16 protein-coding genes are annotated in these 18,729 nt (G+C 62.2%); 4 read left to right on the forward strand and 12 right to left on the reverse strand.

Annotated elements, in window-relative coordinates; genetic code table 11:
- Window positions 1–71: 71 nt before the first annotated feature.
- The 5 genes from tatC to HMPREF1023_RS05510 all read right to left on the reverse strand — a co-directional run bounded on the left by tatC (window position 72) and on the right by HMPREF1023_RS05510 (window position 5,689).
- Window positions 72–902 (reverse strand): twin-arginine translocase subunit TatC, encoded by an 831-nt coding sequence (gene tatC, locus HMPREF1023_RS05490; RefSeq protein ID WP_009305194.1) that lies wholly within the window; start codon window positions 900–902, stop codon window positions 72–74.
- Between the two features lie 3 nt (window positions 903–905).
- The gene (locus HMPREF1023_RS05495; protein ID WP_009305195.1) at window positions 906–1,643 is read right to left on the reverse strand and encodes a twin-arginine translocase TatA/TatE family subunit; all 738 of its coding nucleotides are present in this window, start codon (window positions 1,641–1,643) and stop codon (window positions 906–908) included.
- A 198-nt stretch (window positions 1,644–1,841) separates the two neighbouring features.
- Window positions 1,842–2,042, reverse strand: coding sequence for a hypothetical protein (locus tag HMPREF1023_RS05500; RefSeq protein ID WP_009305196.1), 201 nt, complete (start codon window positions 2,040–2,042; stop codon window positions 1,842–1,844).
- 3 nt (window positions 2,043–2,045) lie between these two features.
- A complete protein-coding gene (locus HMPREF1023_RS05505) occupies window positions 2,046–3,401 on the reverse strand; it encodes an amidohydrolase family protein (RefSeq protein ID WP_009305197.1) in 1,356 nt (451 codons plus the stop codon).
- A 137-nt stretch (window positions 3,402–3,538) separates the two neighbouring features.
- A complete protein-coding gene (locus tag HMPREF1023_RS05510; protein WP_009305198.1) occupies window positions 3,539–5,689 on the reverse strand; it encodes a UvrD-helicase domain-containing protein in 2,151 nt (716 codons plus the stop codon).
- Between the two features lie 154 nt (window positions 5,690–5,843).
- Between HMPREF1023_RS05510 and HMPREF1023_RS05515 the strand changes: the two genes are divergently transcribed.
- From HMPREF1023_RS05515 to HMPREF1023_RS05525, 3 genes are all read left to right on the forward strand, one after another.
- Entirely contained in the window at window positions 5,844–6,590 is a 747-nt protein-coding gene (locus tag HMPREF1023_RS05515) for a class I SAM-dependent methyltransferase (RefSeq protein WP_009305199.1), read from the forward strand.
- A 237-nt stretch (window positions 6,591–6,827) separates the two neighbouring features.
- Window positions 6,828–7,115 (forward strand): GMP synthase, encoded by a 288-nt coding sequence (locus HMPREF1023_RS05520; RefSeq protein WP_226844386.1) that lies wholly within the window; start codon window positions 6,828–6,830, stop codon window positions 7,113–7,115.
- Window positions 7,103–7,405, forward strand: a complete 303-nt coding sequence (locus tag HMPREF1023_RS05525) for a hypothetical protein (RefSeq protein WP_009305201.1) — start codon at window positions 7,103–7,105, stop codon at window positions 7,403–7,405. Before HMPREF1023_RS05520 ends, HMPREF1023_RS05525 begins: the two co-directional genes overlap by 13 nt.
- A gap of 52 nt (window positions 7,406–7,457) precedes the next feature.
- Here HMPREF1023_RS05525 and HMPREF1023_RS05530 read toward each other — a convergent pair whose 3' ends face one another.
- Both HMPREF1023_RS05530 and HMPREF1023_RS05535 read right to left on the reverse strand, forming a co-directional pair.
- Window positions 7,458–7,823, reverse strand: a complete 366-nt coding sequence (locus tag HMPREF1023_RS05530) for a hypothetical protein (RefSeq protein WP_009305202.1) — start codon at window positions 7,821–7,823, stop codon at window positions 7,458–7,460.
- Window positions 7,820–8,377 (reverse strand): helix-turn-helix transcriptional regulator, encoded by a 558-nt coding sequence (locus tag HMPREF1023_RS05535; protein ID WP_226844389.1) that lies wholly within the window; start codon window positions 8,375–8,377, stop codon window positions 7,820–7,822. Before HMPREF1023_RS05535 ends, HMPREF1023_RS05530 begins: the two co-directional genes overlap by 4 nt.
- 610 nt (window positions 8,378–8,987) lie before the next feature.
- Here HMPREF1023_RS05535 and HMPREF1023_RS05540 point away from each other — a divergent pair.
- Window positions 8,988–10,364, forward strand: coding sequence for a helix-turn-helix domain-containing protein (locus HMPREF1023_RS05540; RefSeq protein WP_009305204.1), 1,377 nt, complete (start codon window positions 8,988–8,990; stop codon window positions 10,362–10,364).
- Between the two features lie 80 nt (window positions 10,365–10,444).
- On the opposite strand, the gene HMPREF1023_RS05545 is transcribed toward HMPREF1023_RS05540, so the two are convergent.
- From HMPREF1023_RS05545 to kdpA, 5 genes are read right to left on the reverse strand one after another with little or no spacing between them, the layout of a single operon-like run.
- Window positions 10,445–11,152, reverse strand: a complete 708-nt coding sequence (locus HMPREF1023_RS05545) for a response regulator (RefSeq protein ID WP_009305205.1) — start codon at window positions 11,150–11,152, stop codon at window positions 10,445–10,447.
- Window positions 11,145–13,925, reverse strand: a complete 2,781-nt coding sequence (locus HMPREF1023_RS05550) for a sensor histidine kinase KdpD (protein ID WP_009305206.1) — start codon at window positions 13,923–13,925, stop codon at window positions 11,145–11,147. Before HMPREF1023_RS05550 ends, HMPREF1023_RS05545 begins: the two co-directional genes overlap by 8 nt.
- A 31-nt stretch (window positions 13,926–13,956) precedes the next feature.
- Window positions 13,957–14,571: a K(+)-transporting ATPase subunit C gene (kdpC, locus tag HMPREF1023_RS05555; RefSeq protein ID WP_009305207.1), complete on the reverse strand. Its 615-nt coding sequence runs from the start codon at window positions 14,569–14,571 to the stop codon at window positions 13,957–13,959.
- A 17-nt stretch (window positions 14,572–14,588) separates the two neighbouring features.
- The gene (gene kdpB, locus HMPREF1023_RS05560) at window positions 14,589–16,715 is read right to left on the reverse strand and encodes a potassium-transporting ATPase subunit KdpB (RefSeq protein WP_009305208.1); all 2,127 of its coding nucleotides are present in this window, start codon (window positions 16,713–16,715) and stop codon (window positions 14,589–14,591) included.
- Window positions 16,716–16,764: 49 nt separating this feature from the next.
- Entirely contained in the window at window positions 16,765–18,540 is a 1,776-nt protein-coding gene (gene kdpA / locus HMPREF1023_RS05565) for a potassium-transporting ATPase subunit KdpA (RefSeq protein ID WP_009305209.1), read from the reverse strand.
- Between the last annotated feature and the right edge of the window lie 189 nt (window positions 18,541–18,729).

The following is an 18,729-nucleotide window of genomic DNA, read 5'->3' on the forward strand; positions in this document are numbered from 1 at the left end:
CGGCGCGAATGACTCCTAGAAAAAGCAAAAAGGCCCGTCGATCTCGACGGGCCTTCACCATCAGAATAAGGCTACTTCGATTTCTTGGCCTTCTTGATGCCGAGCTCGGCAGCGCGTTCCTCCGCCTCTTCCGCGTCAAGCTCCTCGTTCTGCTTCTTGATGCGGTTTCGCAGGACGACGCGGGCGATGAGCAAGCTGCCTTCGTACAGCACCAGCAACGCCGCGAACATGAGCAGCATGGTGATCGGCGAAGCGTCCGGCGTGGCCATGGCCGAGACGACCATGAGCACGACGTACACCGTGCGCCAGCTGCCGCGCAGCTTCTTGTACGGGACGATGTCGAAGATGACGAGGTAGAACACGATGAGCGGCAGCTCGAACGCAAAGCCGAAGCCCAGCTCGAACTTGATGATCATGTCGATATAGGTCGACGCTCGCGGCACCACTTCGCCCAGACCTGCAGCCTGATCCGTCAGCCACTGAAACGCGGGATCGAGAATAATGAGATAGCAGAAGATCGTGCCGAATATAAACAAGCTCACGGCCGCGGCAAACGTGGGAACGAACCACTTGCGCTCGCTCGGCTTGAGCGCCGGCAGAAAGAACGCAAGAATCTGCCATAGGATAACGGGAGAACAAGCAACGACCGAGGTCCAGATCGATATCTTGAAACGAGTCGCAAACGCCTCGAACGGATCGAGCACGATCGTGCCCGCCAACAAACCATCGGTACCCTCCGGCAGATACGGAGAAATCGGCTGAAGCAAGAACTGGCTGATAATAGGCGTTGCCATGTAGAACACGACCACGGCGATGGCAAGGCAAGCGATGATGCGCACCAGGCGCATGCGGAGCTCGCCCAGGTGATCGAATAGGGGCATTCGTGCCGGTCCGACGGGCATGGCTTACTCCCCCTTCTCGTTCTTGTTGGCCTTGGCGGCCGCTTCGGCGGCTGCCTTCCTGTTCGCCGCGCGCGTTGCAGCGGCCTTCTTCGCCGCGGCAGAGCGTGCGGCAGCCTTCTCGGCATCGGTCTTGGCCGTAGGCTTCGCAGCGCTCTTGGAAGCGGCGGCGGCTTTCGCAGCCGTCGGCTTGGTAGCCGGCTTCTTAGCGGCGGGTTTCGTGCCGTACAGCTCGTCGGGCGACGGCTTCGGCTTCGCGGCGGTCGACTCAGGCTTGGCGGCCGGCTTCGCAGTCTCCGCAGCCTTCGGCTCTTCCGGCTTGACGAACGATCCGTCGGGCTTGGCCACCGGCTTGGCAGCAGCGGCGGTCGCCGTAGCGGCTGCGGCCGTCGTCGCAGTCGTTTCGGCAGCACCGGCCTTCTCGGCTTCGGCGGCCTTCTTGGCTGCGCGCTCCTTGTCGTAGCGAGCCTTGCGCTCGGAGAAGCTTTCGGTCTTCTCCTCCTTGTCGTCTTTGCCGATCTCGCCGACCTTCGACAGCGCCTCCAGCGGGTTCTTGAACGGCTCATCGGACGTAGGGTCGTAGACCTCCGTCTTGAGCACCTTGTTCATTTCTTCCTGTGCGCTTCTGAACTTGTTGATAGCCTTGCCCAGCGTCTTAGCCATAGCAGGCAGCTTGTCGGGTCCGAAGATCAAAAACCCGAACAGCAGAATGAGGAATAGCTCGAATCCACCTATACCAAACAAAGCAAACCCCTTTGTGCGGTTACTCTACTCTCGACTCCGCGCCCCGTGCGCGGCAACGATTCATAGTATCACAAACACTCCCCGTCGACCCGAACGAGATAGCTCTACAGAAAAAGCATGACGGATTCTCACACGGGAAACGCGAAGGGCGTCCGCAAGCGGGAGACGCTGCGAACGCCCTTCGTCATCGGGCGGAAGCTAGGAGCCGTTCCCCAGGAAGGCGAGGGCTACGGTGGGGATGCCCAAAGCCAGCACGAGGATGACGCACACGACGATGGTGAATATCTTCTTCGTGCGCGCGGCCGCCTCGCGACGCTCCTTTTCCTTGCGCTCTCGCTCCTGAGCAGCGCGGATGCGCTCGCTTTTCTGCTGTGCCGTTAACTTCTGGTTCGTTCCCATAGATTACAACCTCAACTTACCGCGGATTTCGATGATGCGGGCGATGTTCCTGGCAACCTCGACGCCCACGTTCCATTTGTTCTTCTCGTACAGCGCGGTGCCGTTCACCATGGTCATGAGGATGTCGGCGCCGCTGCAGGTGTTGACCACGGCCGAAACCGGATCGGTGGTGGGCGTCTGATGCGATCCGGACAGATCGACCGCGATGATGTCGGCCAGCTTGCCTATTTCCAGGGAGCCGATCTTGTCGTCCAGCTTGAGCGCGCGAGCGCCGCCGATGGTGGCCATCTCCAGCATGGTGGCCGAATCCAGGAACTCGCCCACGTTCACCGCGCGCTGCACCAGCATACCGATGCGCATCTCGGTGAGCATGTCGGTGGAGTCGGTTGCGGCCGGCGAGTCGGTTCCCATGCCCAAGCGCAGACCTGCGCGCATGAACTCGTTGATGGGAGCCACGCCCATGCCCAGCTGCGCGTTGCAGCGCGGGCACACGGCCACGGCTACATCGTACTCTTTCAGCTTCTGCACGTCTTTGTCATCCACGTGCACGCAGTGGATGGCCAGCACGTTGTCGGACTCGAACGCGCCCCAGTTCAAAGCGTAGCGCACGGGCGTCGTGCCGGTGGGCAGCCACGGCGGGATCTCCACGAAGCCGCGCTTCTGGTCCATCGTGTGCACCGAGAACGGCGACGAGCCGTACTTGATGAAGTTGTACTCTTCGCGGTTGCCGGCCACGTGCATGGCGACAGGCACGTTCTCGCGCCGAGCGAATTCGGACACCTTCGAGAACATGGACGGATGGCAGGCATACATAGCCGCGGGAGCCACGCCGATGGTGATGCGGTCGCCGTCAACCTCTTCGCGCCAATGCATGATGTCGTTCTCGGCGATGCGCATGGCGTAGTCGACGCGGCGCTTGTCCATGGCGCCCACCTCGCGGTAGATGACGCTGCGCATGCCCAGCTTCTGCGTGGCGGTGCATGCAGCGCCGGTGGCAGTGATATCGGCGACGCAGGTAATGCCGCTGGACAGCGCTTCAAGACCCCCGAGGATAGCGGAGTCGTACCAGTCGCTCACGTCCATCTTTGCGCTTTTCTCCAACATGGACGTGACCCACGTGGTATAGGGCACATCGTGCACGATGCCGCGCATCACGGAGTTCTCGAGGTGCGTGTGCAGGTCGACGAGGCCCGGCATGATAGCCGCCTGGCCGAAATCGACCACTTCTTCGTCGGGATAGCGCAGCTTGAGCATCTCGGCCGTGCCGATGTCGCGGATGACGTTGTCGCGGACAAGCACCGCGCCCTTCTGAAACGGCTCGGACGTGATGGGAAGAATGTATTGTGCGCACAAAAGCATGTCTGTCCCGCCAATCTCTTAGAATAATCGCATGATGAGTATGATAGCATTCCCGACCCGCTCTTCGGGGAAAGCACACAGGGGAATCGGCAGGCGCATGGGCGGAGTCGCTTGCTCGCGCATTGCCGCCGCCCCCGCTACGCCCGCGCGGCCAGCAGCGGGGTAATCTCGCCTTGCGCGAGCAACGTGATGCCGCGGGTGGCACGGGAAACGGTGGTGTACAGGCGACGGCGCGACAGCGGGTCGTCGGGAAACGCGCGCTCGCTGGCGTCGGGGACGATGACGTGGTCGAACTCCAGTCCCTTCGCCAGCTTGAGTGGCACCAGCACTACGCCGCTGGCGGGCAGCGTGGCGGCCGCGTCGATGAGCGCGGGAGCCGCGTCCCCCAGCTTCTTCCGCAGCAGCTTGGCCTGATGCTTCTGCGGCACCACCACGGCAGTGAGGCCGTCGTCGCCGACCGCTTGAGCAAGAACGCGCCGCAACTCACGGTCGTAATCCTGCTCGCTTGCGCACGCGATGATCTCCGGCGCGGTGTCGGCGCGCTGGATGGACGAGATGCTCAGGCGCTCGTCATCGTCCAGCAGGCTGGCGAACAGCTGCGTGATCTCGGGGGTGGAGCGGTAGCTGGTCATGAGGCGGCACTCCTCCAGCGGGCCGCGCACCTCCCGGAACAGCGCGCGCACCTGGTCGAACGTGGCGGTGCCCGGAGCGATGGCCTGGTTCTGATCGCCCAGCAACAGGAAGTGCGCGCGCTTGAAGTAGCGCGCCAGCACGGCCAGCTGGGCCACCGTGTAGTCCTGCACCTCGTCGATCATCACGTACTTCGCATCTGCGTTGCCGAGGCCCGTCAGCGCCATCTTGAGGTACAGCCACTCGACCGGAACGAGGTTCTCCACGCCCAGAAGGCGCATGCCGATGCGGTCGATGCGCAGCCAGTCGTCGTTCTCGACGGCTCGGCGCGCGTCGGCGAACCGCAAATCGACGTACTGCTGCGCCACTTCGCGCACCTGGCTCTCGTCGTGCGGGTCGAACGTTTCGCGGAACAGCTCCACCTGCTGGTCGAGGGTAAGCATCGAGATCTCGTCGAGCACTTTGTCCGAGGCCGCCAGCTGCTTCAAGCGGCTGTCCAGACGCCGCAGCAGCTCCTCGCGCATGAGCGTGACCAGGTGGGGGCCAGCAGGGATGTTTCTGAACTTGGCCGCTACTTGGAGGATTTGTCCAACCGTGACCAGGCGCTCGCCGTTGCAGTGGATCTCCTTGAAATCATGCTGGTCGAACGAGAACGTCGCGCACGCTTCGTCGATGCGCTCGAACGCGTCCAGCGACGCAGGCGCCTGTCCGCCGGACCGTTCGGGCGGCATGAGGCCTCGCAGGAACTCATCCCACGTGAGGCATTCGGGATTGCGCTCCCCCAGGTCGGGAAGCACGCCTTCAATGTAGCGCTCGAACACCGGGTTCGGCGTGATGAGGAACACCTCGCTGGGATCGAGGCTCTCGCGCTGCTGGTAGAACAGATACGCGATGCGCTGCATGAGCACCGACGTCTTCCCGCTGCCGGCGATGCCGTTCACCAGCAAGGTGGGCGCGTCCGCGTGGCGGATGACCTGGTTCTGCTCTTTCTGGATGGTGGCGGTGATGGCCTGCATCTGCGCCGTGCGGCGCTTCGACAGCGACGCCAGCAGCATGGCGTCTTGGATGGCGACGGTCGTGTCGAAGTAGGCGTTCAGCCGATCGGCTTCGATGTCGAACTGGCGGCGCAGCTTGAGATCGACGCGGATGGTGCGGCCGTTGGCCTCGTAGGACGTGGGGCCGTTCTCCTGGTTGTAGTACACCTCGGCCACCGGCGAGCGCCAGTCCACCACAAGGCGGCGGTAGTTCTCGTCGGCGATGCCGGCGGTGCCGATGTAGAGCTCCTTCGGCTCCTGCCCAGGCTTCATCTGCAGAACCACCTTGGCGAAATAAGGTTGCTTGAGCAGCACCTGGATGCTGGTCAGCTTTTCCGCATCGACGGTTTGCGCCAGGTTGTACGCGTCGATGACGCGGTTCACCGTGGCGAAGTCGGCATAGGTTTCCATGGCGTCGGCGTAGCTGGCCAGGTTCACCGACAGCTCGTCGACCATGGCCAGCTTGTCGGCGGCCGCGTCTTTGCTGTTAGCCTCCATCTTCGCCAGCAGATCGCGACCCATGGTCTGCAGCTTGGCATAGGTTTCGGTCAGATGCTGCTGCTCTTCTTCGAATACGGGGTCGAATTCCTGATCGAGTTCGGGAGTTTCATGCTCGTGTTCCAAAGGTGCTCCTCAATCTCCTTCGTGGGCTCGGGAGATTATACGCTCGCCCTGCGGAAAAAAGGAGCCTGTTCTCGCCAGGTTCCTTTCCTGTATAATAAAGACGCGCCCGAGAGGCGCACCCTTCCAATCTTTCCTGATCAACGGAGCATCACCTGTGAGCATCGATACCGCTACCGGCAAGGAAGCGCCCGCGGACATCTCGTCCGAACGCGTGAAAGACATCTTCTCCACCATCGCGAAAAAATACGAGCGGTTCAACGCCGTCTCCAGCTTCGGCGCGTACAAGACATGGCTGGCGGGCATGATGCGCCAGGCGCCCATCGACGAGAACGCCGACGTGCTGGACATCGCAGGCGGCACCGGCGATGTGACGTTCACCGTGGCGCGCGCGAAGCATCCGCGCCATATCCAGTGCACCGATCTCGTGGACGAGATGCTGGACGTGGCCCGCATGCACTATGCGGACGGCAAGGCCGAGGGCGTACCGGTTGACTTCGAGGTGGTGGATGCACAGCATATCCCCTATGCCGACGAGTCGTACGACGCCATCACCATGGCGTACGGCATCCGCAACATGCCCGAGCGCGACCAGGCGCTTTCCGAAATGTTCCGCGTGCTCAAGCCCGGCGGAGCGCTGGTGTGCCTGGAGTTCTCAACGCCGCCGAACGCCGTATGGCGCGCGCTGTACGGCTTCTACCTCAAGCACCTCATCCCCTTCTGGGGCGGCCTGATCACGGGCGACCGCGAGGGCTTCGTGTACCTGTCGCGCTCCATCAAGGCCTTCCCTAACCAGCAAGGCCTGGCAGCCATGATGGAGAAAGCCGGGTTCGAGGATGTGACCTGGAAAAACTATACCGGCGGCATCGCCGCCGTCCACGTGGCGAAAAAGCCGAAGGCGTAGACGCGGAATCGCCGCAGGCTCCCCTATCAGGATTCCACCTCGGAAACAAGACTTACAAACAAATGTTCTGCTTGATAAAATGAACTCGTACACGAGCCAGTGCAAGCGCTGCGCATAAGCACAGTCCGAAGAGGCGAAGGTGTTTCCCTTCCGCCTGACGCAACGCTTGCAAGATCCTCGCAGCCAGGGAACGAGGGGGCCGACTTAGGAACTCGCGCCCGCAAGGTAGGAAGATATATGGCACGTATCATGCATGAACGCGTACCGCTTGCCGTAATCGAAGGAGGTGAGAACATGGCAGAATTTCAACCTGATCCGTTTTTAACGTCCCTTGGGATGTCGGTCGACCAGCAACGTGCATATGATGCGTACTGCGATGCGATTGTAGACGCCTCGGAAGCCGAGATGAAGCGCACGGGGGTTACGTACACCCTCGACGAGGTCTTCGAACATGCACACGAGGAAGTCGAGCGCCTTAAGCGTGAATATCCCCGAGAAGATTGGGGGCGGCCATGTTCCCAGTAAGAACCACCGCTCGCTTCGATGTGAACATTCGGCGGATAACGCAGAACTTGTACTTTTCAGGGATCGAAGATCCCGACCAAGGCTTGAAAACAAGTCTTGTCGCCGCGCTCGTCAATGTGCGCACGTTCCCGGAAGCCTATCCTCGCACGGGCAAGGCAAGGCGACGCTTCGTCTTCGAATTCCGTTCGATTCCCCACGTGGTATTGTACGCATTCGACGGCGAGCTGGTCGTGCTGCACGATATCCACTTCGCCCGTTCGGCGCAAACGGCACACTGGCTGAGCGAGTGATCGGACGCAGTGTTCCTTCACGGCTCTGCTCGCGGAGGAACACTGCGTGACTTTAACCGACGATCTCTGCGACGGACTTGATGTCGGCTATGCGGAACAGGCGCTGCGTGGCGCCCTTCGCGCCGAACGGGGCGGGACACTCGATGAGCACCCATTCGTCGTCGGAGTCGAGGATGATACCGCGTCCTTGCGTTGACGGAGACTCGTCAGCAAAAATGCGCCCTGGCGCCCAGAGAGTGAACGCACACGCGCAACCGTGCAACTTGCGAAGCTGGGAGGCGACGAACACGGCGTTCCCCTTCTGCTCGCGCTCGAAGCGATCGGATACGCTCTCTTTCGAGGAATCGTTTTTCTTGGGCAGCCTGCTCAAAACGAAGCCGAGCTGCACGATGACGATAACCAGCAAAAGCTCCGTCACGAGATCGCCTCCTCGCACGTTGCCGCATGCGGACTATCATCCTCGTTCGGCCAAGCCAGTACGCTGTCGATGATATCGATGTCGATAAGGCGCACTGCGGTTTCCTTCTTCGACCAGGGCGCACCGCCGCCCAGCTCGTGTTCGACGCGCAGCCAACCATCGCTGACATCGAGCACGCGCGCTTTCTCGGGCATCGAAACCGCTTTGAAGATGTCGATTTCATCATGCGTATACCGATAGCAGATGCGGCATTGCTTGCCTTCCAGATGGCGGAGCACATGCAGGTCACGCGGCTTTCCAGCGGCCTGATCGGGATCGGCCACTACCACTTCCACCTCGTCGGCCACCAGATCGTCCAGGCTCACGCCGCACAGACGGGCGAGATCGGCCGCCTTGTCGAGCGACGGAGCACCCTGATCGCATTCCCAATTGGAAACGGTCTGCCGCGTCACGCCCAGCGCGGACGCCACCTCCTGCTGGCTCATCCCCCGCTTCTTCCGCAGCTTCATAAGCTTCTCGCCCACCATGCGCTGTCCCTTTCCCAACGATTCCATCGTGCACTATTCTCGCTGATCAGGGACTTGCATTGAAGCAAATATTCCCGACATTTCGTCAAATTCGCTTGGCGGGACAAGCTCCTCGTCCCGTTTAATGGGCGGCATCACCATGCACATGACGAAAACCCGAGAATCCGACTCCCCGTTTAACGCATAATGCCGGATCGCGTTCTACGACCTCGCCTCCGGTGAAGGCATCGGCTGGAAAGATCCGCGCCGTCGCGTTCCCGACGCAGACGGGGGGGGGGCGTTCCCGCACGCCGACCCTTCCCTTGGCGAAAACACGTTCTGATGACGGTTTTGGTAGGGAAACCACCGGATCGGGTTCCCTTTCACCCGATCCGCGGAACGTTTTCCCAGTTCGAGAAACCTAAGCGGATGTCCGCAGGGGATTTTCTCTACCAAAACCGTCATCAGAACGTGTTTTGGTAGGAAGCTGGCGCGGCTCCGGGGGCGAGGAGCCTCTTCCGAGGATTATGCGCCAACCGGGGAGTCGGAATCGAGAAATCGAAAAGCGCCAAATCGCGCCAAATCGCGCCAAATCGCGCCAAATCGCGCCAAATGTTGTTATACTGAGTTTCCTCTGAATCACTCGGAAAGGGCGCCCATGGACGAAGCAGAATTGCGCAGCGACCTCGCAACCGGAGAGACCCCCTCCATCGAGTTCAAACGCTGCGGAAACTCGGTTGGAAGAGACACGTTCGAGACCATCTGCTCTTTCGCGAACAGCTTCGGGGGCAGCATCTACCTGGGAGTAGAAGACGATGGAAACGCAATCGGAATCCCCGAAGAGAATATCGTGCCCGTGAAAAGGAACGTGACCAACGTGGTTCACAATCCGAACGTTTTCGACCCGCCGGCCACCCTTGAGTTCGAAGACATCGTTTTCGAGGGCTCGTCGCTTGTTCGGATATGGATTCCTCCCAGTCCGTCGATCCACCGATACAAAGGGAGGATATTCGAGCGCATCGAGGACGCCGACGTTGTCGTGAGCACCGAAAGCCAGCTTACGGCTTTGTGCGTACGCAAGCAGAACATCTACACCGAGCAGCGGGTGTTCCCGTATGTGGAAGCAAGTGATTTGCGCATGGATTTGCTTCCCGCCATCCGAACGATGGCCACGGGAAAACGAACCCGACACCCTTGGAACGGCATGACCGACGAAGACCTCTTGCATTCGGCAGGGCTTTTCGGCAAGAACTTCGTCACGGGCGAAAAAGGATTCAACCTTGCAGCCGTCTTGTTGTTGGGCGATGCCGACGTCATTCGGTCGCTGTGCCCTTCCTATAAAACGGATGCCGTTGTCAGGATAAGCGACCAGGATCGATACGACGATCGCGTCATCGTCACAAGCAATCTGATAGAAGCCTTCGACCAACTCACCGGCTTTTGCACGAAACATCTGCCGGATCGGTTCCACCTTGAAGGCTCCGTTCGCGTGAGCCCTCGCGACATCATCGTTCGCGAGGTAATCTCGAACATGCTCGTGCATCGCGAATACACGAGCCCATTTCCTGCAAAACTCATCATCGACAATGAAAGGTTGCGCACGGAAAATGCAAGTCGCGCCCCTTTCATGGGTCGAATCACGCTGAGCGATTTCAATCCTATCCCAAAGAACCCCCTGATAGGCGCATTCTTCAACAACATCGGGCTGGCGGAAGAGCTGGGTTCCGGCACACGGAACCTGTACAAATACACCAAAGTCTACTCTGGGGCGGAACCGGTTCTCAACGAGGGGGCGATTTTCACAACGACGGTCCCCCTGCACGTCGAGAACGTCGAACCCGTCGCGGAGCGTCCTCACGATATGCTTTCTCTTGCAAGACAAATCGCCTTGGATCGTGGATATGCAACGGTTTCCGATCTCGAGCGCAAGGGAGTCGCCCGCAGAACCGCTCAGCGCGAACTGGCAGCACTCGCCCAACAGGGGACGCTGCAAGCGAAAGGAAACGGTCGGGCCCGAAAATATTTCCTGCCTTAAAACCCTATTCGACGATCGACCGAAAGAAGAAGAAGAAGAAGAGAGAGAGGAGGGGGGGGGGTCGTAAGCTCGAAGCGCTCCTATTCCACGCGCATCATGCGATACCCTACCCCTACGTGGGTTTGGATGTAGCGAGGGTTCGCAGGATCGGGCTCGATCTTCTTGCGAAGCGTGGCCATGAACACGCGAAGCGACGAGCGATCGGACGCGAGCATGGTGCCCCACACCTCTTTGAGCAGGTAGTTGTGCGTGAGCACCTTGCCGGTATTGCGCGCCAGCAGACAGAGGAGCTTGTATTCGAACGGCGTGAGGTGAATCTCCTCGTCGTCGCGCCACACGCTGCCTGCCGCATAATCGATGCGGAGGCTCCCGTTGCGGTAGACGGCTTCGTCCGCATCCCCCTTCATCGCTCGCTCCCGATCCAATCGGCGCAGCGCCACGCGCACGCGAGCCAGCAGCTCCTCGACCGAGAACGGTTTCACCAGGTAATCGTCCGCTCCGGCATCGAGCGCTTCCACTTTGTCGGCATCCTCCAAACGCGCCGATAGCACGATGACCGGCAGCGACGACCACCCGCGCAACGTGCGAATGACCTCCACCCCGTCCCCGTCGGGCAAACCGAGATCGAGGATAGCCAGATCGGGCGGCTGCGACGACAGTTCGAGCAGCGCCTGCGACGCCGTACGGGCTTCCCGGTACGCGTATCCGTGCAAATCGAGCGTGGTCGTCACAAGGCGCCGCACCGCCGCGTCGTCCTCTACCACCAGTATCCGGTACCCATCAGCCACGCGCTTCCTCCGTCGATCGCGCCACCACGTCCCCGGCCTCCACCGCTGCCAGCGTGAACGAGAACTCGCTACCGTGCGGGTTCACATTGCGCACGTCTAAAGTGCCGCCGTGCACTTCGACGATGGAACGGCATAGCGACAAGCCCAAGCCCATGCCGCGCTTGAAATCGCCGCTCTTTCCGCCCCGCCGGCCGGTGGAGCCATTGTAGAACATGTCGAAGATATGCTTGCGATCTTCCTCGGAAATGCCCGGGCCTTCGTCGGCAACCGCGATGCGCACCCGCGGACGATCGTGCTCCACGACCCGCCGCGCGCTCACGACTATGCGCCCGTCGGCCGGCGTGTACGATACCGCGTTGTTCACCAGGTTGATGATCACCTGCACGATCAAACGCGCATCCATGTCGGCCATAAGCAGCTCGTCTTCCAACTCCACGTCGACGCGGCGTCTCCCAGCGCGGCGATCGACGTGCTGGAGAGCCTCCCTCACGACATCCGCCACCAGCTCGGGCTGTTCGGCCAGCTGCAGCGTGCCGTTGTCGATACGCGTGATGGACAGCAGGTTCTCCACGAGCGTGACCAGCCAGCACGCGTCGTCGTGAATGTCGCGGTACAAGTGCTCCTTCTGCTGCGCCGACAGCGCGCCGCGATCGTGCAAAAGCATGTCCGCGTCGCCCGAAATGCTGGTCAACGGTGTACGCAGGTCGTGCGAGATGGTGCGCAGCAGATTCGCCCGCAGCGTTTCCTTCTCCATGCGCATCTCCATGCGCCGCCTATCCTCGGCGAAGACGATCTGCTCGGTAGTCTGACCGCATTCGTCCAGGATGGCCAGCAAAAGGTTCTTCTCGAAAGCCCCGAAGTCCTCCTCCCCGTCGATGTCGTCCATCGCGATGCCGGCTACTCCGAACACAGCGTCCTTCGAATGGATGGGCAGGTACAGGCATTGCGAATCGGCGAGCGTGTCGGTAGTGGCTCCGGCACGCTCGTTGTTCGCCGCAGACCATGCGGCGACCGCGGACTCTTCGGGCGATGCGAGCGCGCAGGCGCCGGCATCGCCGCCCAGCGTCCCAGGGACGTCGTGCACCACGGGCTTCGCAAGACGACCGTCGATGCCCAAGCGGTACATGACCACCGGGCGGTTCAGCAGCTTGATGACCTGCTCGGCCGCAAGCCGGAAGCACTCGTCCGCATTGCGGGCACCCTGCAGCTTTCGGCTGGATTCCAACAGCACTTCCATGCGATACGCACGGCGCGCGGTGCTCTCGGCCTGACGCTTCATGCGGATGGCCAGCGATGATGCAGCGAATGTGCCCACGAGCAGAAACGCGAAGATGATGGGATAGTTCAGCCCTACCGCATGAAGCGTGAACCGCGGGATGGTGAAAAAGAAGTTGTATGCAAACACGCTGCCCATCGACACGAACAGCGCATAGAAGAAGCCGTCGGCGCGCGTAGCGATGAGCAGGGCCACGATGAGGTAGAGCATGAGCACGACGGAACCGGCCAACCCAAGGGAATAGATGGCCAGTCCGATAGCCGTGGCGATGGCGACCGACGCGAGCGCACGCCAAACGTCAGCGCCTGTCAGGCGAAACCCTGTGGCTTCGGACAGCCGGCCATATTGCGCAGGCAAGTCCTTCGTCGGCACGACGTCGACCACGGCCCCATGCGCGAGCTTCATCAGCCGGCTCACCAGGCTCTCGCGCAGCAGGGAACGCACCGACAGGCCACCCGTGGCGTTGCCCACCACGATATGAGTCGCGCCGGCCGTCACCGCGTACTGCGCCAGCTGCTGGGCTATATCGTCACCGAACAGCGTGACTACGTGCGCACCCAGCTCTTCGGCCAGATCGATGTTGGCGCGCAGTCGTCCGCGCTGGTCGGAATCGAACTTCTTGCTCTGCGACGACTCGACCACCACCGCAGTGAGCGCCCCATGGTAGGACTCCGCCATATTCGCAGCGGCCCGGATGGCTTTCACGTTGCCCGTATTGTGCGTTACGTACACCAGCACGTCCTCGCCGGCCTCCACACGCGCGCCCGCCTCGGTGCATTCGGCCTTGCGCGTCAGCCGATCGGCCATGCGGCGCAGCGCGATCTCGCGCAACGCCGCCAGGTTCTTCCGGGAGAAGAAGTTGCCGAGCGCCGTGCGGGCGCGATCGGGAAGGTATATCTTTCCCGCCTCCAAGCGCTCGATCAGATCGTCTGGCTCGATATCGACGAGCTCGACCGATGCAGCCTGGTCGAAGATACGGTCGGGAATGCGCTCGGCTACGCTCACGTGCGTGATGGCGGCGATCTTGTCATTGAGCCCTTCGAGGTGCTGGACGTTCACGGTGGTGAACACGTTGATACCTGCGCGCAGCAGCTCCTCGACGTCCTGGTAGCGCTTCCGATGCCGGCAACCCGGGGCGTTCGTGTGGGCCAATTCGTCCACCAGCACGATCTGGGGATGGCGCGCCAGCACGGCGTCCAGGTCGAACTCGCGCAGAGAGATGCCTCTATGCTGAACCGTCGATGGGGAGATCTGCTCCAGTCCGTCGACAAGCGCCATCGTATCGGCCCGCGTGTGGGGTTCGACGTAACCGACGACCACGTCGAACCCCTTTTCCAGCACGGCGTGGGCCTCCTCGAGCATGGCGTAGGTCTTACCCACGCCCGCCGCATAGCCGAAGAATATCTTGAGCTTGCCGCGCGTATCGCCCTCGGCAGCCTCCTCCTCGACGATTTGCCGCAGGATCGCATCGGGGTCGCGCCTTGCTTCGTAGTCCATAATCACACTCGCAGTCGTATCGGTGCCGCCATCATAGCACGCCGTCGAGCATCAGGTTCACTTTCAGCACGTTCACGCGCGCATCCCCCAGAAAACCGAACTGGGGCTGCTCGGTGCATTGCTTGATGATGTCGCGGATCTCGGACGCGCTCTTGCCGGTTGTCCTCGCCAAACGGTCCACCTGGTATTCGGCGGCAGCCGGCGAGATGTGCGGATCGAACCCGCTGCCGGAGTTCGTCACGAGGTCGCTGGGGATGGGCTTGTTCCCCATCTCGGGATGAGCCGCGCGGATCTGCTCGACGCGATCCTGCACCGCCGTCGCGAACTCGTCGCCCGCAGGGCTGAGATTGGACGGGGCGTACCACAGCACGTCGTTTCCCTCGGCATCGGTGAACGTGCCCGTGCTGGGGTTCATGGCGCGGCCCCACAGGTGCTTCTCGTCGGTGAACCGCTGGCCCACCAGCTCGCTTCCGTACTTCGTTCCGTCGACTTCGATGATGGAGCCGTTCGCCTGGTGCGGAAAGAAAAGCTGCGCCAAACCCGTGCACGCCGCCGTGTAGATCACGCCGCACAGCACCGTGGTGACGAGGAAGAACAACGCCGCACTTCCCCAGGTCTTCGCTTGGTTTCCCAATTTGAACGTCATGATGGATCCTTTCCTTCCTACGCGACGCCCAGCGCCGTCAGGCCCATGTCCAGCAGTTTGATGGCGGCGAACGGCAAGACGATGCCGCCCAGGCCGTACACGGCCAGGTTGCGCTTGAGCAGGCTCTGGGACGTGGCCTCGCGGTACTTCACGCCTTTAAGAGCCAACGGGATGAGCGCCACGATGATGAGCGCGTTGTATATGACGGCCGCCAAGATGGCGGTGGTGGGGCTGGTCAGGCGCATGATGTTGAGCGCCTCGAGCGCGGGGTACAACGGCACGAACAACGCCGGGATGATGGCGAAGTACTTCGCCACGTCGTTGGCGATTGAGAACGTGGTCAGGCTGCCGCGCGTCATGAGCAGCTGTTTGCCGATGCGCACGATGTCGATGAGCTTCGTGGGGCTGGAATCGAGGTCCACCATGTTGCCGGCCTCTTTCGCCGCCTGGGTGCCGCTGTTCATGGCCACGGCCACATCGGCCTGCGCGAGCGCCGGCGCGTCGTTCGTGCCGTCGCCCGTCATGGCCACCATGTGGCCCTCGGCCTGATACTGCCGGATGGCGGCCAGCTTCGTCTCGGGCGTTGCCTCGGCGATGAAGTCGTCCACGCCGGCCTCGGCGGCGATGGCGGCGGCCGTCAGCGGGTTGTCGCCCGTGATCATGACGGTTTTGATGCCCATCGTGCGCAAGTCGGCGAAATTCTCCTTGATGCCCTGCTTGACGATGTCCTTCAGATAGACGACGCACAGAATACGATGATCGCGAGCAACAAGCAGCGGAGTGCCGCCTGCGCGCGAGACATGCTCAACCGCTGAGGCGCACTGAGCGCTGTACGTGCCGCCGCACGACTCCACATAACTCTTGACGGCATCGGCCGCCCCCTTCCGAATCTCGTGGCCCTCGAAGTCCACGCCGCTCATGCGCGTCTGCGCCGTGAACGGGATGGTCGTCATGCCCGACCCTTCCAGCACGCGGGCGCGGATGTCGAACAGCTCCTTCGCCAGCACCACGATGCTGCGACCCTCCGGCGTCTCGTCGGTGAGGCTTGCCAGTTGCGCCGCGTCGGCAACCTCGCGCTCGCTTGCGCCGTCGACCGGGATGAACTCGGCCGCCTGGCGGTTGCCCAGCGTGATGGTGCCCGTCTTGTCCAGCAGCAGCACGTCCACGTCGCCAGCCGCCTCCACGGCGCGGCCGCTCATGGCCAGCACGTTCGCCTGGTTGAGGCGGCTCATGCCTGCGATGCCGATGGCGCTCAGCAGCGCGCCGATGGTGGTAGGCGCCAAGCACACGAACAGCGCGACGAGCGAGGCGATGGTGGTGGGATTCGCGATGCCCTCCTGGCTGGCGCCGAACCCGCTGAACGCGAACAGCGACACGGACACGACCAAGAACACGATGGTCAGCGCGATGAGCAGGATCTCGAGCGCGATCTCGTTCGGCGTCTTCTTACGCGCGGCCGATTCCACCATGGCGATCATCTGGTCGAGGAAGCTGTGACCGGCATCGGCCGTCACGCGCACCACCAGCCAGTCGGACAGCACCGTGGTGCCCCCGGTGACGGCCGATCGATCGCCGCCGGCCTCGCGGATGACCGGGGCGGACTCGCCCGTGATGGCGCTTTCGTCAACCGACGCGGCTCCCATGACTATTTCGCCGTCGGCGGGAATCTGTTCGTTCGCCGTCACGAAGAACAGGTCCTTCTTCTTGAGGACGGCCGAACTCACCTCCTCGGCGTTGAGCCGGAAGAACTCGGCCGGGTCGTCCGCATGGGTGCCTTTGGCCACAAGGCCTTCGTTCAGCTTATGGGCGTCGATGTCGCGCTTCGCGGCGCGCAACGAGTCGGCTTGAGCCTTGCCGCGTCCCTCGGCGAGCGCCTCCGCGAAGTTCGCGAACAGCACCGTGAGCCACAGCACCGCCGATACGGCGAAGATGAAAGCGGGATGCGCATCGGCGACGCCGAACAGCGACAGCGCGAACAGGCCGAGCGTCAGGATAGCCGAAATATACACCATGAGCATGACCGGGTTCTTCGCCTGCTCGCGCGGCGTGAGCTTCGCGAACGAGTCGATCACGGCGCGCTTGGCCAACGCGCTCATCGACGCCTTGCGCCCGGCGCGCTTGCCACCTTGCGGGCTTGCGCCCATAGGAGTTTCGTTCATTGCAGTAGTCGTCATCTTTCTTTCGCCCGCCTTCCTAGAGCACCATCATCAGCTGTTCGGCCACGGGACCCAGCGCAAGCGCGGGGAACATCGTGAGCGCGCCGATCAGCAGCACCATGAGTACGAGCAGGAACACGAACAGCGCGTTGCTGGTGGACAGCGTGCCGGCGCTCGTCGCCACCTTGGGACGTACGGCCAGGCTGCCGGCCAGCACGCACACCGCCGCGATGGGGATGAAGCGGTTCGCCAACATCTCGAATCCCAGCACCAGGTTGATCAGAGGCGTGTTGCCGTTGAATCCCGCGAAGGCCGAACCGTTGTTGCCTCCTGCGGACGTGGCAGCGTACAGCACTTCCGAAAACCCGTGCACGCCGGGATTGTTCAGGCTGTTCGCCGTCGCCGGGTCGAGGCTCATGATGCCCGCGCCGACTAGGATGAGCAGCGGCGTGGTGATGCACAGGATCACGGCCATGCGCATCTCCTTCGGGCCGATTTTCTTGCCCAGGTACTCGGGCGTGCGGCCCACCATGAGCCCGGCGATGAACACCGTGAGGATGACGAAGCCCAGCATGCCGTACAAGCCGCAGCCGACGCCTCCGAACACCACCTCTCCCAGCGCCATCAACACGATGGGCACCATGCCGCCGATAGGCGTGAAGCTGTCGTGCATGGCGTTGACCGAACCGTTCGAGGCGGCCGTGGTGAACGCGGCCCACAGCGACGAGTCGGTCACGCCGAAGCGCGTCTCCTTGCCTTCCATGTTGCCGCCGGATTGCCCGCTGGCGCCCATGTACACCTGCCCGTCGGCCGCCAGCTGGGGCGTGCCCATCTGCTCGAACACCGCGATGGCCACGAGCGCGCCTACCAGCAAGATGAACATGGCCGCGAACACGGCGCGCCCCTGGCGGCGATCCATGACGAAGCGGCCGAAGCTGAACACGCACGCCACGGGGATGAGCAGCAGCGACAGGCATTGCACCAGGTTGGTGAGGGGCGTGGGGTTCTCGAGCGCGCTTGCGGAGTTCACGCCGTTGTAGCCGCCGCCGTTCGTGCCCAGCTGCTTGATGGCGACCTGGCTGGCCTGCGGGCCCATCGGCACCGTCGCCTGGTCGATGGTTTCCACGGCGGCCGGATCGTCGGCATCGACGATGCTGCCATCAGCGGTCACGCCGACCGGCTCCAGCAGCTGCACCGTCTCGTACTCGTTGAAATTCTGCGGCGAGCCCTGCTGCACGTCGATCATCGTCACCACAAGCGACAGCGGGATGAGCACGAACAGCACCGCGCGCGTCACATCGACCCAGAAGTTTCCGAGGCCCGGATTCCCTTCGCTCACGATGCCGCGGAACAGCGCGAACAAAACGCCCAAGCCCACGGCGGGCGTGACGAAGTTCTGCACCGTCAGGCCGATCGCCTGGGAGAAGTAGCTGAGCGCGCTCTCGCCGCTGTACGCCTGCCAGTTCGTGTTCGTGACGAAGCTGACGGCGGTGTTGAACGCGAGATCCCAGGACAGCCCGGGAAGCCCTTCGGGGTTGAACGGCAGCAGACCTTGCAGCATGAGAATGGCGAACAGCCCGACCAGGCAGATCGCCGAAAACGCGAACGCGCTCACAAGATAGCGCTTCCACCCCATGTCCTCGGACTTGTCTACGCGGATGCAGCGGTAGACCGCGTTCTCCACCGGAACCAGCACCCGCGAGAGCACGGTCTTCTGACCGGCCATGACCTTGTTGAGGTACGCGCTCAGCGGGATGGCCAAAGCCACCAGCAGCGCCAGGTACACGCCGTATTCGAACAGCTCGTCTATCACCGTTCGTCACCGCCCCTGAGAAGCTTGTAGAACAGGTAGAGCGCAAGGAAGATGCTCAACCCTCCTACGAAGCCTGCTACGAATTCCATCTCGATCCTTTCCTATCGGTCCTTTTGCGTGGCGGCGCATACGACAGCACCGCCACGAACCCAGCATAGGAAGAACCGCATGAGCACGGCGTAAAGATGG

It is taken from the genome of Eggerthella sp. 1_3_56FAA, assembly GCF_000185625.1.
Taxonomy (GTDB): domain Bacteria; phylum Actinomycetota; class Coriobacteriia; order Coriobacteriales; family Eggerthellaceae; genus Eggerthella; species Eggerthella lenta.